Source organism: Pseudomonas sp. LABIM340, from assembly GCF_040017195.2.
GTDB lineage: Bacteria > Pseudomonadota > Gammaproteobacteria > Pseudomonadales > Pseudomonadaceae > Pseudomonas.
In genome coordinates, this window is record NZ_CM200227.1 from 3934638 (window position 1) to 3948318 (window position 13681).

Annotated in this window: 12 protein-coding genes; 6 read left to right on the forward strand and 6 right to left on the reverse strand. The window is 67.5% G+C overall.

All coding sequences use genetic code 11. The features are described 5' to 3' along the window. Positions 1-100 precede the first annotated feature (100 nt). The 5 genes from ABKS89_RS17955 to ABKS89_RS17975 all read left to right on the forward strand — a co-directional run bounded on the left by ABKS89_RS17955 (position 101) and on the right by ABKS89_RS17975 (position 5168). Complete coding sequence (locus ABKS89_RS17955; protein WP_348586390.1) at positions 101-1012, forward strand: LysR family transcriptional regulator; 912 nt, start codon at positions 101-103, stop codon at positions 1010-1012. Then, positions 1009-1911, forward strand: a complete 903-nt coding sequence (locus ABKS89_RS17960; RefSeq protein ID WP_348586392.1) for a LysR family transcriptional regulator — start codon at positions 1009-1011, stop codon at positions 1909-1911. Before ABKS89_RS17955 ends, ABKS89_RS17960 begins: the two co-directional genes overlap by 4 nt. Before the next feature lie 310 nt (positions 1912-2221). Beyond that, the gene (locus ABKS89_RS17965) at positions 2222-2845 is read left to right on the forward strand and encodes a glutathione S-transferase family protein (RefSeq protein ID WP_138214471.1); all 624 of its coding nucleotides are present in this window, start codon (positions 2222-2224) and stop codon (positions 2843-2845) included. A gap of 55 nt (positions 2846-2900) precedes the next feature. Continuing rightward, positions 2901-4937, forward strand: a complete 2037-nt coding sequence (locus ABKS89_RS17970) for a pyridoxamine 5'-phosphate oxidase family protein (protein WP_348586394.1) — start codon at positions 2901-2903, stop codon at positions 4935-4937. Positions 4938-4952: 15 nt separating this feature from the next. Beyond that, entirely contained in the window at positions 4953-5168 is a 216-nt protein-coding gene (locus tag ABKS89_RS17975) for a hypothetical protein (protein WP_138214473.1), read from the forward strand. 340 nt (positions 5169-5508) lie between these two features. On the opposite strand, the gene ABKS89_RS17980 is transcribed toward ABKS89_RS17975, so the two are convergent. After that, positions 5509-7092, reverse strand: coding sequence for a zinc-binding metallopeptidase family protein (locus tag ABKS89_RS17980; protein ID WP_348586396.1), 1584 nt, complete (start codon positions 7090-7092; stop codon positions 5509-5511). A gap of 130 nt (positions 7093-7222) precedes the next feature. On the opposite strand from ABKS89_RS17980, the gene ABKS89_RS17985 reads away from it, so the two are divergent. Then, positions 7223-8170 carry a LysR substrate-binding domain-containing protein gene (locus ABKS89_RS17985; protein ID WP_348586398.1) on the forward strand — a complete coding sequence of 316 codons (948 nt, stop codon included), beginning with the start codon at positions 7223-7225 and terminating at the stop codon, positions 8168-8170. Positions 8171-8173: 3 nt separating this feature from the next. Here ABKS89_RS17985 and ocd read toward each other — a convergent pair whose 3' ends face one another. The 5 genes from ocd to ABKS89_RS18010 form a co-directional block, all read right to left on the reverse strand. Next, complete coding sequence (gene ocd / locus ABKS89_RS17990; RefSeq protein WP_348586400.1) at positions 8174-9235, reverse strand: ornithine cyclodeaminase; 1062 nt, start codon at positions 9233-9235, stop codon at positions 8174-8176. A gap of 297 nt (positions 9236-9532) precedes the next feature. Continuing rightward, the gene (locus ABKS89_RS17995) at positions 9533-10021 is read right to left on the reverse strand and encodes an Lrp/AsnC family transcriptional regulator (RefSeq protein WP_192435778.1); all 489 of its coding nucleotides are present in this window, start codon (positions 10019-10021) and stop codon (positions 9533-9535) included. Between the two features lie 119 nt (positions 10022-10140). Then, complete coding sequence (locus tag ABKS89_RS18000) at positions 10141-11484, reverse strand: APC family permease (RefSeq protein ID WP_348586402.1); 1344 nt, start codon at positions 11482-11484, stop codon at positions 10141-10143. Between the two features lie 114 nt (positions 11485-11598). Next, positions 11599-12342, reverse strand: a complete 744-nt coding sequence (locus ABKS89_RS18005; protein ID WP_348586403.1) for an N-formylglutamate amidohydrolase — start codon at positions 12340-12342, stop codon at positions 11599-11601. Beyond that, positions 12326-13666 (reverse strand): glutamine synthetase family protein, encoded by a 1341-nt coding sequence (locus ABKS89_RS18010; RefSeq protein WP_348586405.1) that lies wholly within the window; start codon positions 13664-13666, stop codon positions 12326-12328. The genes ABKS89_RS18005 and ABKS89_RS18010 overlap by 17 nt, the downstream gene beginning before the upstream one ends. Positions 13667-13681: the final 15 nt, after the last annotated feature.

Consider the following 13681-nt stretch of genomic DNA (forward strand, 5'->3'; position numbering starts at 1 on the left):
TGGCAAGCACGCCGATGTCGCCCGCAAGCCGCCGGCACTTCAATCCGGCGCGGCTTCGCTCTACAGTCTGGCGACCCGCTCAAGGCGACAACGGTGATCCATGGACAGGTTTCAGGAAATGACAGTGCTGCTGGCCGTGGCCGAAGCTGGCAGCTTTGCCGCCGGGGCGAAGCAGCTGGGCCTGTCGCCCCCCAGCGTGACCCGTGCCATCGCCGCGCTGGAGCAGCGCCTGGGCACCCTGCTGCTGGCCCGCAGCACCCGCAGCGTGCGCCTGACCGAAGCCGGCCAGCGCTACGTCGAGGACTGCCGACGCATCCTGCAGGAACTGGAAGAAGCCGAGGAACTGGCCTCCGGCAGCGCCCTGCGGCCGCGCGGCAACCTGACGGTGACCGCCCCGGTGCTGTTCGGCGAGCTGTACCTGATCCCGCTGATCGCCAGCTACCTGGACGCCCAGACCGAGGTGACGGTCAACGCGCTGCTGGTGGACCGCGTGGTGAACATGCTCGACGAGGGCATCGACGTCGCCGTGCGCATCGGCCAACTGCCCGAGGGCAACCTGACCGCGCTGAAGGTCGGCGAAATCCGCCCGGTGGTCTGCGCCTCCCCTGCCTTCCTCGACCGCCAAGGCCGCCCGTTGCACCCCAACGATCTGCTCGATGCACCGGTGGTGATGGCCGCCACCAGCGTGCTGCTCACCGACTGGCAGTTCGTCACCGCGGACGGCCCGCTGACCCTGCGCCCGCCGTCGCGCTTCGTGGTCAGCTCGAACAACGCGGCGATCCACGCGGCTCGGCTCGGCTGGGGTTATACCCGCGTGCTGTCGTACCAGGCTGCCGAGGCCGTGGCGCGTGGCGAGCTGGAGATCGTCCTCGACGAATTCGCCACCGCGCCATTGCCGATCCACCTGCTTTACCAGGACAGCACACGGCTGCCGGCGAAGGTGCGCAGCTTCGTCACCCATTGCGCGGAACGCCTGCGCGCCGACCCGGCCCTGCAAGCCACGCAGCCGTGAGCCGCTACCGGGAAATGCAGGCGTTCGACGCCGTGGCGCGCTCCGGCAGCCTCGCCGCGGGCGCGCGACGGCTGGAGCTGTCCACCGCGACGGTGATGCGCCTGGTGGCCTCTCTGGAGTCCCGCCTGCATTGCGAGCTCCTGCTGCGCGGGCCGCGCGGGGTCGAACTGAGCGCCAGCGGCGAGGCGTTTGCCGCCAGTTGCCGACAGATTCTCCAGGGTATCGACGAAGCCGAAGGCTCGCTCGACGGCTTGCAGGTGCATCCGGCCGGGCAGCTGAACCTGACGCTGCCGCTACTGATGGCAGACCGCCTCTTCGCGCCCATCGCGCTGGATTACCTGGCGGCCTTCCCCGACGTGCGCCTGGTCAGCCGCCACCGGGAGGACCTGCCGCGTCTGCTGGAAGAAGGCATCGATGTGGCGCTGGTGATAGGCAACCTGCCCGACTCTTCCGGCTTCGCCCTGCCGGTGGGCACGGTGCGGCCGGTGATCTGCGCATCGCCCGACTACCTCGCGCGCCACGGCGTGCCGCAGGCGCCGGAGGACCTCAAGGCACACAGCATCATCGTCTCCGGGAGCCAGGGAGCCGTCAGCGAATGGCGCTTCCGTCATCTGGACGCGCCGCGCTCGGTGCGCCTCTCTCCGAGACTGGCGTGCAGCACCACCCATGCGGCCATCCGCGCTGCCGGCCTGGGGCTCGGGCTGACCCGCTGCATGAGCCACGAGGCCCATGCCGAGCTGAGCAGCGGGGGCCTGCAAGCTGTGTTGCAGGACTATGCGGCGCCGGGGCTGCCGGTGCAGTTGATCTACCGCGAAGGCCGCCGCGCGGCGGCGCGGGTGCGTACCTTCCTCGATTTCGTGGTGCCGCGCCTGCGCGCGCATCCCGCATTGCGCGGGTAAGCTCTCCAGCAACTGAACCCCGCCGCTCGGGCTGTCGCAGGCATGGCCAGCTCCTACACGCCAAGCCCCCGTCCCCCTGTAGGAGCGGGCCATGCCCGCGATCCGTCGGCAGGGCCGACGCCCTCCCTGCTCGCAAACGCCACCGGCATTCATCTGCCCCTCCGATTCTTCCGCATTCTGAAACGCTGGATTGCCCGCCCTGGTGATTCTGCGCGCCGGCCATCGGGCGCAGCATTCACCCATCAGCTCGAGCAACCCACCCCGGACCGACTCGCGCTGCTCACCCACTCAAGCCAACGGAGTCACCGTCATGTCCCACACCATCAAACTCTTCCGCCACCCGCTGTCCGGCCACGCCCACCGTGTCGAGCTGATGCTCTCGCTGCTGCAACTTCCTACCGAACTGATCTCCGTGGACCTCGCCAAGGGCGCCCACAAACACCCGGACTTCCTCGCCCTGAACCCTTTCGGCCAGGTGCCGGTGATCGATGACGACGGCGTCATCGTCTCTGACTCCAACGCCATCCTGGTGTACCTGGCGAAAAAATACGGCAACGGCCGCTGGCTGCCGGAAGACCCGCTGGGCGCCGCGCGCGTGCAGCGCTGGCTGTCGGTCGCCGCCGGGCAGGTTGCCTACGGTCCGGCCGCCGCGCGGCTGATCACCGTATTCGGCGCCGCCTTCAACCCCGAGGAAGTCGCCACCCGCGCCCACACCCTGTTCCAGGTGATGGAACGCGAACTGGCCAAGTCGCCCTTCCTGGCCGGCAGCGAGGCGACCATCGCCGACGTGTCCAACTACTCCTACATTTCCCATGCGCCGGAGGGCAACGTGTCCCTGCAGGACTACCCCAACCTGCGCGCCTGGCTGGCCCGCGTGGAGGCCCTGCCGCACTTCGTGCCGATGCAGCGCACCGCCATCGGCCTGCAAGCCTGATGCAACCCTCGCTGCCGGGGTGACCCGGCAGCCCTTTCGTCGCGAGGTGCCCGTCATGTTCCAGTTGCCCAAACACCGTACCTCCCCCTGGCACGCCGGCGAGAAGGCGATCCAGGAGCGCGTCGGCGTCGCCGAGCGCATGGAAGTCCACGGCCAGAAAGTCATCCGCGACTACATGCCCGACCAGCACCGCGAGTTCTACCACCAGTTGCCCTTCATCATCGCCGGCGCCGTGGACGACCAGGGCAGGCCCTGGGCAACCCTGCTCGAAGGTGCGGAAGGCTTCGTCACTTCACCCGACCCGAAAAGCCTGCTGCTCGACAGCGTGCCCGACAGCCAGGACCCGGCGGCCAGCGGTCTGCGAGCCGGCCACGCCATCGGTCTGCTGGGCATCGAGTTGCATACCCGCCGGCGTAACCGCATGAACGGTGTCCTCCGCGAAGTGGACGGCGGCCTGCTGACGGTGGCTGTCGAGCATTCCTTCGGCAACTGCCCGCAGTACATCCAGAAGCGCGAGTGGAGCCGCGACGAGCAGCATTACAGCCAGCGCGCCCCGCGCGAGGACTTCGGCGCGCTGAACGATGAACTGGCGACGATCATCCGCAACGCCGACACCTTCTTCGTCGCCAGCTACGTGCAGCACGAGGACGGCGACCGCTCGGTGGACGTCTCCCATCGCGGCGGTCGGCCCGGATTCGTCCGGGTCACCGGCAACCGCCTGACCATCCCCGATTACGCCGGCAACCTGCACTTCAACACCCTCGGCAACCTGCAGGCCAACCCGCAGGCGGGGCTGCTGTTCGTCGACTTCACCAGCGGTGATGTGCTGCAGGTACATGGCCGCACCGAAATCCTCTTCGACAGCCCGCTGCTGGCGGCCTTCGAAGGCGCCGAGCGCCTGTGGACCCTGGACGTGCAGCACGTGGTACTGCGCCGCAACGCCCTGGCGCTGCGCTGGAACTTCCGCGAGTTCTCGCCCACCAGCCTGATGACCGGCACCTGGGCCGAGGCCGACGCCAAGCTGCAGGAGCGCGAGCAGCGCCAGCAGTGGCAGGACTGGCAGGTACTGCGCGTGGAGCCGGAAAGCGAGGACATCCGCTCGTTCTACCTGCAACCGCCAGCCGGCACCGCCGTGAGCTTCGCTCCGGGCCAGCACCTGCCGGTGCGCCTGGCGGTCGGCGAGCCAGCGCTGATCCGTACCTACAGCCTTTCCAGCGCGCCGTCGGATGGCGAGCTACGCATCAGCGTAAAGGCACAGGGTCCAGCGTCGCGCCATCTGCATGAACAGATTGGTGCCGGTGACCAGCTTCAGGTTCGTGCACCCATGGGCAGCTTCACCCTGAAGAGCGACAGCACGCGGCCAGTGGTATTGATCGGCGCAGGCGTGGGCATCACCCCGCTGCTGTCGATGCTGCGCGAGTTGGTAGCCGGACCGGCGCGACGCGTTCACCTGTTCCAGTCCGCGCGGACGCTGGGCCAGTTGCCGTTCCAGCGCGAGATCGCCGAGCTGCGCCAGCGCGCGCCGCAACTGCAGATTCACCGTGCTCTCAGCCGCCCGGAACCGGATGCGCTGCCCGGCCGCGACTTCGAACAGATCGGGCGTCTGGATATCGAGGCGATCAAGGCACGGTTGCCGCTGGACGATTACGACTTCTACGTCTGCGGCCCCGGCGAATTCACCCAGGCGATTTACGACGGCCTGCGCGGGTTGAACATCGTCGACGCGCGTATCCACGCCGAGACCTTCGGCCCCTCGACGCTCAAGCGCCGGGGTGACGGCCAGGAACCGACGCTGATACAGCCGCCCGCCGCCACCGAACCGGTGCCGGTGTACTTCGCCGGCTCGGCCAAGGAAGCCCGCTGGAAGCCCGAGAGCGGCAGCCTGCTGGAACTGGCCGAAGCCCGAGGTCTTGCGCCCGACTTCAGTTGCCGCGGCGGCTCCTGCGGCACCTGCAGGACGAAGATTGTCAGCGGCCAGGTGCATTACCCCAATCCGCCGGCAGAACTGCCCGAAGCCGGTAGCGTACTGATCTGCTGCGCCATCCCGGCGCAGGACGACGGCGGCGTGCAACCGCTGGTGCTGGACCTCTAGGGAGGCGAATCGATCATGAACGCACTGACTGCATTCGAGAGCGGGAGCGAGCGCTTCCCGCGTTGGGACGAGGAAGTCGTCGAAGCGGCCGCACCGGGTCTCTGCGGGCCGAACGAAGCGGAAGTGGGCTTCCTGCTGCCGCAGCTGCTCTCGACGCCGGGCTGCCCGTCGCGCTCGCGCACCATGGAGCTTGGTGCGGCGCTGATCCGCTGGTTCAAGCGCGCCCGATAGGCGCTAATCGCGCCAATGTACAACCGCGTAGGGCGCATAACCCGGAACGGGTTATCCGCCGATGCCATGACGGCGGATAACGCTGGCGCGTTATGCGCCCTACGGAACTGTGGGTGCGATTCGCAGGCACGGCCGCTACTGCGACGACCCTCTCCCCCTGCCCTGGCTACGCGCCCCGCTCCGAAGGGAGAGGGAGCCATTCAGCGCTCTCGGATAGAACAGTGCATGCCGGCGAGCACGGGGTTATTCGTGCGCGCCGGACAGTCCCCTCTCCCTTCAGGGAGACGGTTAGGGAGAGGGCAAGCCCACGCGCGGGATTTCATGCAGGAGCGGGCTCGCCTTACTCGTCTTCCCGCGCCGGAATCCACCACTCCTCGCCGCGCACCGTGCGGATGTACTCCGGCCAGCGGAAGCGGTGCGGGACCTTGAAGTCCTTCGGCAGCAGCGGCGCCTGCCACTGTTCGCCGCCGATGCCGCCGCCGGTGCGCTCATTGAACTCGCGGGTCGCCTCGGCCAGCAGGCCGGCATCGGTGAACAGCTCGATCAGCGTGCTGCCGATGGTCTTGGAGGCCACGTCGATCATCGGGTCGATGGTTTCGCGGATGCCGCCCAGGGCGTTGGACACCCAGTCCGGATAGGTGAAGCCGGCGGGCGCGCTGAGCATCGGCCGGGCCACGTAGAGGCGCACGGTCGGGCAGTGCCAGGTGTATTCGGGGTAGTCGTCGGAGGTCAGGTACTTCTGCCACGCCGGCATCTGCAGACGCATCTGCCGCTCGCATTCCTGCGGCTCGATCAATGCCTGAGTGGCCGGCAGGAAGGGTTCGTCCATGGGCTCGAGCCCGAGGTTCACCTGGATTTCCCGCGCCACCGCGATGGCCTGCTCTCCCCAGCTCGGCGCGCCGATGGCGGCGAGGTTGTCGTAGCAGGCCTGGGCCAGCGCGTGGTTGGCCAGCCCGCCACGGGATTTGCAGACCCAGGTCTTCTTCCACTGGCAGCCGGTGGCCATGGCCGCGGCGGCGGCGTTGTTGTCCATCACCGTGGAGATGGTCTCGGCCTGTTCGATGGAGTCGCAGCGCAGCAGGTACTGGATCTGCGAGATGTGCGGCGGCAGGTTGTCGGCAGTGGCCTGCCCGGCAGTGAGGATGGCTTCGTTGAAACTCCAAAGCCCGGTGAACGGTAGCGTCGAGCGGCGCAGGCTCTCGCTCAGCGTGTAGAAGTGCACCAGCGCATCATTGGCGCCAGGGGCGCGGGCAGCCAGGTGGTTCTGCGGGATCGGGCTGTAGCGGTCGGCGGCGATCCAGTTCTGCGGGTCCTCGCAGGTGAAGGTGTAGATGTACGAGTAGGCGATGCCGCAGTGAGTGTCCCAGGTGGTGGTGTTGTTCAGCGGCAGCATGTAGGTGGGATGGAAGCTGACGGCGGCGTCGAGGTCGTCGTAGTAGCCCTTGGCGGCATGCACGGGCTTGGACGCGCGCAGTTTTTCCGCCGGTTCGCCGAAGAATTTGATGGTGCCGGCGATGCCAAATTCCAGCATCGCCGCCTTGGCCGCCAGCACGCCGCCCAGGGCGCTGATACCCAGCGCGGAGTGCGGGTCGGTGTGGCCCGGCGCGTACTTCGACAGGCCTTCGCGTGGCATCGGCCTGGTCGCCGCCGCCTGGCAGTTTCCGGGCACGGCGTCGTATTCGGCATAGGTGGCGAGGATCGGTCCGTCACCCTGGCTGAAAGTGGCGACGAAGGCCGTCGGCATGCCACCGCTGCCCTCTTCCACCGTGAAGCCTTCCTTGCGCAGCAACTCCACGTACCAGGCGCAGGACTTGTATTCGCGGAACGCCGGCTCGGCAAAATGCCAGATCACCTGGTGCCAGTCGGACAGTTGCTGGCGGTGTTCGTCGATCCACTGCTGGACGTAGGCCTTGAATTTCGACATGGCGGCTTCCTCATCGTTGCCTGTTGTTGTTGTCGTGTGGCCTAGTATTGGTGAAGCGGAATTCGCAACAAGCGCAGTATTTCGCCATCCCATGTCCAGTTAGTTTCACCAATGGAGCAATGAGCGCCCCATGCACTTTCCCTCGATGACCGCCCTGCGGGCGCTGGATGCCGTGGCCCGGCTGGGCAGCGTGTCCGCCGCTGCAACGGAGCTGAACCTTACCCGCAGCGCGGTCAGCCACCGCATCGCCACGCTGGAGGAACGCCTGGGCTTCGCCCTGACCGAGCGCACCGGGCGCGGCATTCGCCTGACCTATCGGGGGGAAAGGTATGCCCGCGACGTGCGGCGCATTCTCGCGGAGGTACAACTGGCCGGCAGCAGCTTCGACGAGCAGCAGGTCAGCGGCCCGTTGTGCGTGAGCTGCAACCCCGGCTTCGCCACCTACTGGCTGTGCCAGCACCTGGGCGACTTCCTCGCGCAGTACCCGCAGGTGCAACTGCACGTAGTGACGCCGCGCGTGCCGCAGGACACCAGCGCCAGCGACGCCGACCTGTTCATCGCCTACGGCAGCGGCGACTGGCCGAACCAGACGGTGGAGCAACTGGTGGCCCTGCACTTCTTCCCGGTCTGCAGCCCACGCCTGATCCACTCGCGCGGCGGCCTGCAGCAGCCGGCGGACCTGGCCCACTACACGCTGCTGCACATGAATGATTTTGCCGACTGGCGCCTGTGGCTCGGCGCGGTGGGCGCGAGCGCCATCGATCACCGCTCCGGCGTGCTGTTCGCCGATGCGCCCTGCACCATCGCCGCGTGCATCGCTGCCCAGGGCGTGGCCATCGGCGACAACCTGCTCAGCGGCGATGCCCTCGCCCGTGGCCTGCTGGTGCGCCCGTTCGACATCACCATCCAGTCCAGCCGTGGCTACTTCCTGGTGACCGACCCGGTGAAGGCCGAACGCGCGGTGGTGAAGGCCTTCAGCCAATGGCTGAAGGCCCGCGTCGCCGCCACCACGCAGAGCGCCAGCGACCTCAGCCGGCCGCCCCTGGAGATTTCCCACGAGGCGGAACGGGAGAGCTGAGCGTCAGGCGATGCGACGCAGCCCTTTGCGCGCCTTGGCGGAGCGGGTGTAGCGGAACAGGTCCTTGGGGTCGTTGTCCTCTTCCTCGCTCCAGGGCACCAGGTCGATGCGCTCGCCGAGGCCCAGGTGGCTGGCCTGCTCGTTCACGTAGCGCAGCACGGAATAGTCCTCGAGGGCGAAGCCGACCGAATCGAAGATGGTCACCTGCTCGGCACTGTCGCGCCCGGTGAGCTGGCCGGTAAGCACGCGCCACAGGTCGTTCACCGGGAAGTCCGCCGGCATCTGCTGGATCTCGCCCTCGACGCGCGATTGCGGCTCGTACTCGACGAACACCTTGCCGGCGCGCAGGACGTCGGCGTGCAGTTCGGTCTTGCCCGGGCAGTCGCCACCCACGCCGTTGATGTGCATGCCCGGCTCGATCATCTCCGGGGTGAGGATGGTCGCGTAGGCCTTGTCGGCGGTCACCGTGGTGACGATGTCGGCGCCGCGCACCGCTTCGGCGGTGGAGCCGGCGCGGATGATCTTCAGGTTGGGGACGTCCGAGAGATTGCGGATCAGCTTCTCGGTGGCCTGCGGATCGATGTCGTAGACGGCGATTTCCTCGATGCCCAGGTGATGATGGAAGGCCAGCGCCTGGAATTCGCTCTGCGCGCCATTGCCGATCAGCGCCATGCGTCGCGAATGCGGGCGGGCCAGCGCGCGGGCAGCCATCAGCGAAGTGGCGCAGGTGCGCAGCGCGGTGGCCACGGTCAGTTCGGAGAGCAGCACCGGATAGCCCGTCTCGACATCCGCCAGCACACCGAAGGCCATGACAGTGAACAGCCCGCGCTGGGTGTTCTGCGGGTGGCCGTTGACGTACTTGAAGGCATAGCGGGCGGTGTCGGACACCGGCATCAGCTCGATGACGCCGATCTCGGAGTGGTTGGCGACGCGGGCGGATTTGTCGAAGGATTCCCAGCGCATGAAGTCCTGCGCGATGGTGTCGGCGAGTTCGCCGATGAAGCGGGCGACACCGATCTGCTGGACCAGTTGGGACATCATGGGGACGTCGACGAAGCGAGTCATGGTGGGACCTCCGATTGTTGTGATTGGACTTTTCTGTCGGTGTTCTCGAACGGTACCGCCCCGCTCCAGCATGCCTCGAACAGCGGGCACAACAACGTCGCAGAGGCCCTGGATCAGGTCTGCACTTCAGGAGAGGGGCCACACGATTCTCCCACCGGCCAGGCGGAAATCCCGGCTGTAATGGCGATGCGCGCCGGCCGATACGGCTGTATTGCGGCGTGCTGACAGCCGATTCGGCTGTGTGTCACGCAGCCGTCTACGTGGCGATATGGCGGGAGAAAAACAGAGGAAACAGCGCTAGCTGAGCGACTCCTTGATGGTCGTCAGCTCGGGGTGGGCAACCAGCTTGTCGATGTGCAGGCTCTCATCGTTCAGCCAGGTTTCGGTGAGCGCGCGGTAGTGCTCCATGTCGCGGCAGCGCATGCGCACGCTGTAGTCGAAGGTGCCGCTGATCAGCTGGCAGTGCAGCACTTCCGGGCAGGCAACCACCCGCGCCTCGAAGGCCTTCTGCGCGGTGCGGCCACTCTGGTTGGACAGCGCGACCAGTACCAGCAGCGACAGGCCCGAGGCGATCTTCTGTTCGTCGATGACGGCGCCGTAGCCGCGGATGATGCCGTGCCGCTCCAGCTTGCGGACGCGCTCCTGGCAGGGGCGCGGGGTGAGGTGGACCAGCGCGGACAGTTTGCCGTAGGTGATGCGGCCCTGGTGACGGAGGATGCGGATGATCTCCTCGTCGATGCGGTCCAGGGTGAAGGGCGTGGTGCTGTCCTGATCTTTCCTGCTCATGCTGTTTCGCGCTGGCTCATCGGTGTTGGCGGCGTCCCTGCACCGCCCGATCTTTATGGGGCACGCCCCGCCGTCTGTCAAAGCGCGCCGTGCCGTCTGCGACAGCACGGCGCACCCGGTCAGATTTCCCGCGCCAGCTCGCTGCCATTGCCGCGGCGGCTGAGCACCGCGAGGTACACCAGGCCGATGGCGATCCAGCCTGCACCCAGCTCCTGCGCCTCACGGCTCATGCTGAACAGCACGTAGGCGATGATCACCAGACCCACCAGCGGGAACACCAGATGGCGCAGCACCTGGCCGCTCTTCTGGCGGATGAAGTAATGATTGATCACCGCCAGGTGCAGCAGACAGAAGCCGGTCAGCGCGCCGAAGTTGACCAGCGAGGTGAGCACGTCCGGCGAGTCGAGGAAGTAGATGCCGATGCCCAGCGACAGCACGCCCACCAGGTACAGGCTGATGTGCGGGGTCTGGTATTTCGGGTGCACCTTGGCCAGCACACGCGGCAGCTTGCCGTCACGGGCCATGGAGTACAGCAGGCGCGACACGGCGGCCTGCGAGGTGATCGACACGGTCACGCCCCAGGCCAGCGCGGTGGACACCGCCGTCAGCGTGGACAGCCAGCTGCCGCCGGCCGCTTCGGCGATCTCGTAGAAGGCGGTGTCCGCCGACTTGAAGGTCATGCCCGCAGCCAGATCGGTGGCCAGCCACGTCTGCACGATGAAGATGGCGCCCATGACGAACAGCGCGATCAGCGAGGCGCGGCCGATCTGCTTGGCTGGGTCGCCCTTGACCTCTTCAGCGAGGGTGGAGATCGCATCGAAGCCGAGGAACGACAGCACCGCGATGGACACCGCCTTCATCACCAGGCCGAGGTTGAAATGCTCCGGCTGCAGCAGCGGTTCCAGGGTCAGCCGGCCATTGCCCAGGCCGCCTTCCAGCGCGTGGTAACCCACCGCCAGGAATATCGCCAGCACCACCAGTTCGGCGATCAGGAACAGCAGGTTGAAGCGCGCCGCCAGGGTGATGCCGCGCAGGTTGATGAGCGTGGCGGACACCAGGAAGATCAGCATGAAGACCAGCTTGGGGATCGCCGGGAACAGGTGGTTCAGCGCCAGCGCGCTGAACACGTAGAGCAGCGGCGGGATCAGCAGGTAGTCCAGCAGCAGGACCCAGCCGGCAATGAAGCCGACGTTGGGGTGGATACCGCGCTGGGCGTAGGAGTACACCGAGCCGGCGATGGGAAACGCGCGGGACATCGCGCCATAGCTGAGCGCGGTGAAGAGCATCGCCACCATGCCCACCAGGTAGGCCATCGGCACCATGCCGTGGGCGTCGGCATGCACCCAGCCGTACACGCCGAAGGGGGCAATCGGGATCATGAAGATCATCCCGTAGATCACCAGGTCGCCGAGCGTCAGGCTGCGGCGGAGTTGTTGCTTGTATCCGAACTGTTCGATAGCCACGGGGCACTTCCTCTGGGAACGGCAGCATTCAGGGTTCGGCGCTCATGCGCTGAATTGTTGTTGTTTTCAGAACCCGCCCGCCCCGGCCGAACGCACCGGGACTGGCTTGGGTCCTCAGAGCCAGGGAGCCAGGCGAGTCGCCCAGGCTTCCACCCCTTGCGGGGTCCGCAGTCCGTCATTGCGGATTTCGATCAGCACGGCGTCCACGCCGCGCTCGTCGCCATGCACCGGGACAGTCATGTCCTCCAGCGGGTCGATCACGTAGGGCTGGTTGGCGCCGATTTCGTCCCCGCTCTCCCTGAGGCCCGCCACCATGCGCTGGGCATAGGCTTCGGCCTTCGCGAAGAGCACCCCGGCCACCCACGGGCGCGGCTCGCCGCGATAGCTCGGGGTGAAGCTGTGCACGCCGACCAGCCGGGTTGGCCGGGCGGCAGCAAGGCGCTCGTCGAGCAGCGCGGTCAGTTGCCGGTGGAAAGGCTCGAACAGGCTCGCCACCCTCTCCTGCCGGGCCGCCGCGCTCAGGTTGCGGTTGCCGGGAATCGGGTAGATCTCGCTGTGCTCGGGGATCGCATCCGGAGCCGACAGTGGGCGGTTGAGGTCGATCAGCAGGCGCGAGTAGTTCGCCACCAGCAACGTGGCGTCCAGGCGCGCCGACAGCTCGCGGGCCAGGTCCAGCGCGCCGATGTCCCAGGCGATGTGCTCGGCGGCAGCCGCATCGTCCAGGCCCAGCTGCGCCAGCTCCTCGGGGATGTAGCGGCTGGCGTGCTCGCAGACCAGCAGCACCGGGCTCCTGCCCTGCGGGTTGACGATCTCGAACGGCGGACGCCGGTAGAGGCCGGATTCAGTAGAACTTTGCATAGGATTCACAGAGTTGTTCTTCGCTGAGTTCACGGGTCAGGGCCTGCTCCTGGCGCTTCATGGAAACGTAGGTCTGCAGCAGCGCCGGCGGCAGCTGGGCGCACAGTTCGGTATCGGCGAGCAGCAGGCGCTGGGCCTCCTCCAGCGAACCCGGCAGCGATTTGATCCCCAGCTCCTCGCGCTGGGCGTCGCTGAGGCTGTGCGGATCGACGTCGGTGACCGCCGACAGCGGCAGCTCCTGTTGCATGCCCAGGCGCCCGGCGATCAGCACGGCGGCCATGGCCAGGTGCGGGCTGGCGGTGGCGTCCATGGGGCGGAATTCCAGGTTGAACTGGCGCGCCTTGGGCTTGCCGCCGATCTCCACCACCGGGCAGATGCGCAGAGCGGCTTCGCGGTTGCGCAGGCCCAGGCAGGCGTAGGCGGCGCTCCAGTGGTGCGGCTTCAGCCGCAGGTAGGACACCGCCGTCGGCGCGGTGAGCGCGCACAGCGCCGGCAGGTGGCGCAGCACGCCAGCGGCCCAGTGCTCGGCGAGCTTCGACAGGTTGCTCGGCGCGGCCTCGTCGTAGAACACCGGGGTGCCGTCCAGGCGCTGCAGGCTCAGGTGCAGGTGCACGCCGTTGGTCACGGTGCCGGGCGCCAGCAGCGGTGTGAAGGTGCTGCGCCAGCCGAACTGGCGGGCGATCTCGCGGGTGACTTCGCGGACGTTCACCGCGCGGTCGGCGGCGGCAACGCCCTGGGTCGGCCGGCAGGTGACTTCGTACTGGTTGCGGCCGTACTCGGGCAGGAACATTTCCGGCTCGGCGCCGATCTGCTCCAGCGCGCTCATCAGCCAGCCGCCGAAGTTGCCGGTCTGCCGCTGGGCCTGCAGGGAGAAAGCGGCGGCGTGCTCGTCCGCAAGACCCAGCAGGTTGAATTCGTGTTCGAAGGCGGCGGTGACTTGCAGATCAAGCTCCCGGTAGCGGGCGACTTCTTCGCGCAGCAGCGTGCGCGGGCACACCGGCCAGGGCGCGCCGGTGGTGGTCACCAGGTCGCCGTGCAGGTAATCCAGCGGCGCGGCCTGGGCGTCCGGGCCGTTTTCAAGACGCACCCGGCTGCTCGGGTCGGGCAGCAGGCGCAGGTCGCCGTGGCTGCCCCAGGGATTGTCGTCGGCGATGATGTCCTGCGGCGTCAGCGCGCTGTTGGCGGGCACCCAGCCACAGCCGGTGGCCAGTTGCTCGGCGACTTCGGATTCGGGGAGCGAGCGGCCGCGAGTGATGCCGCAGAGGTCGGTGGTGACGAAGCTGGTCAGGCGCATCGGAGCGGGATTGTTATTGTTCTGACTCATGGCGTTCTCCCGGCC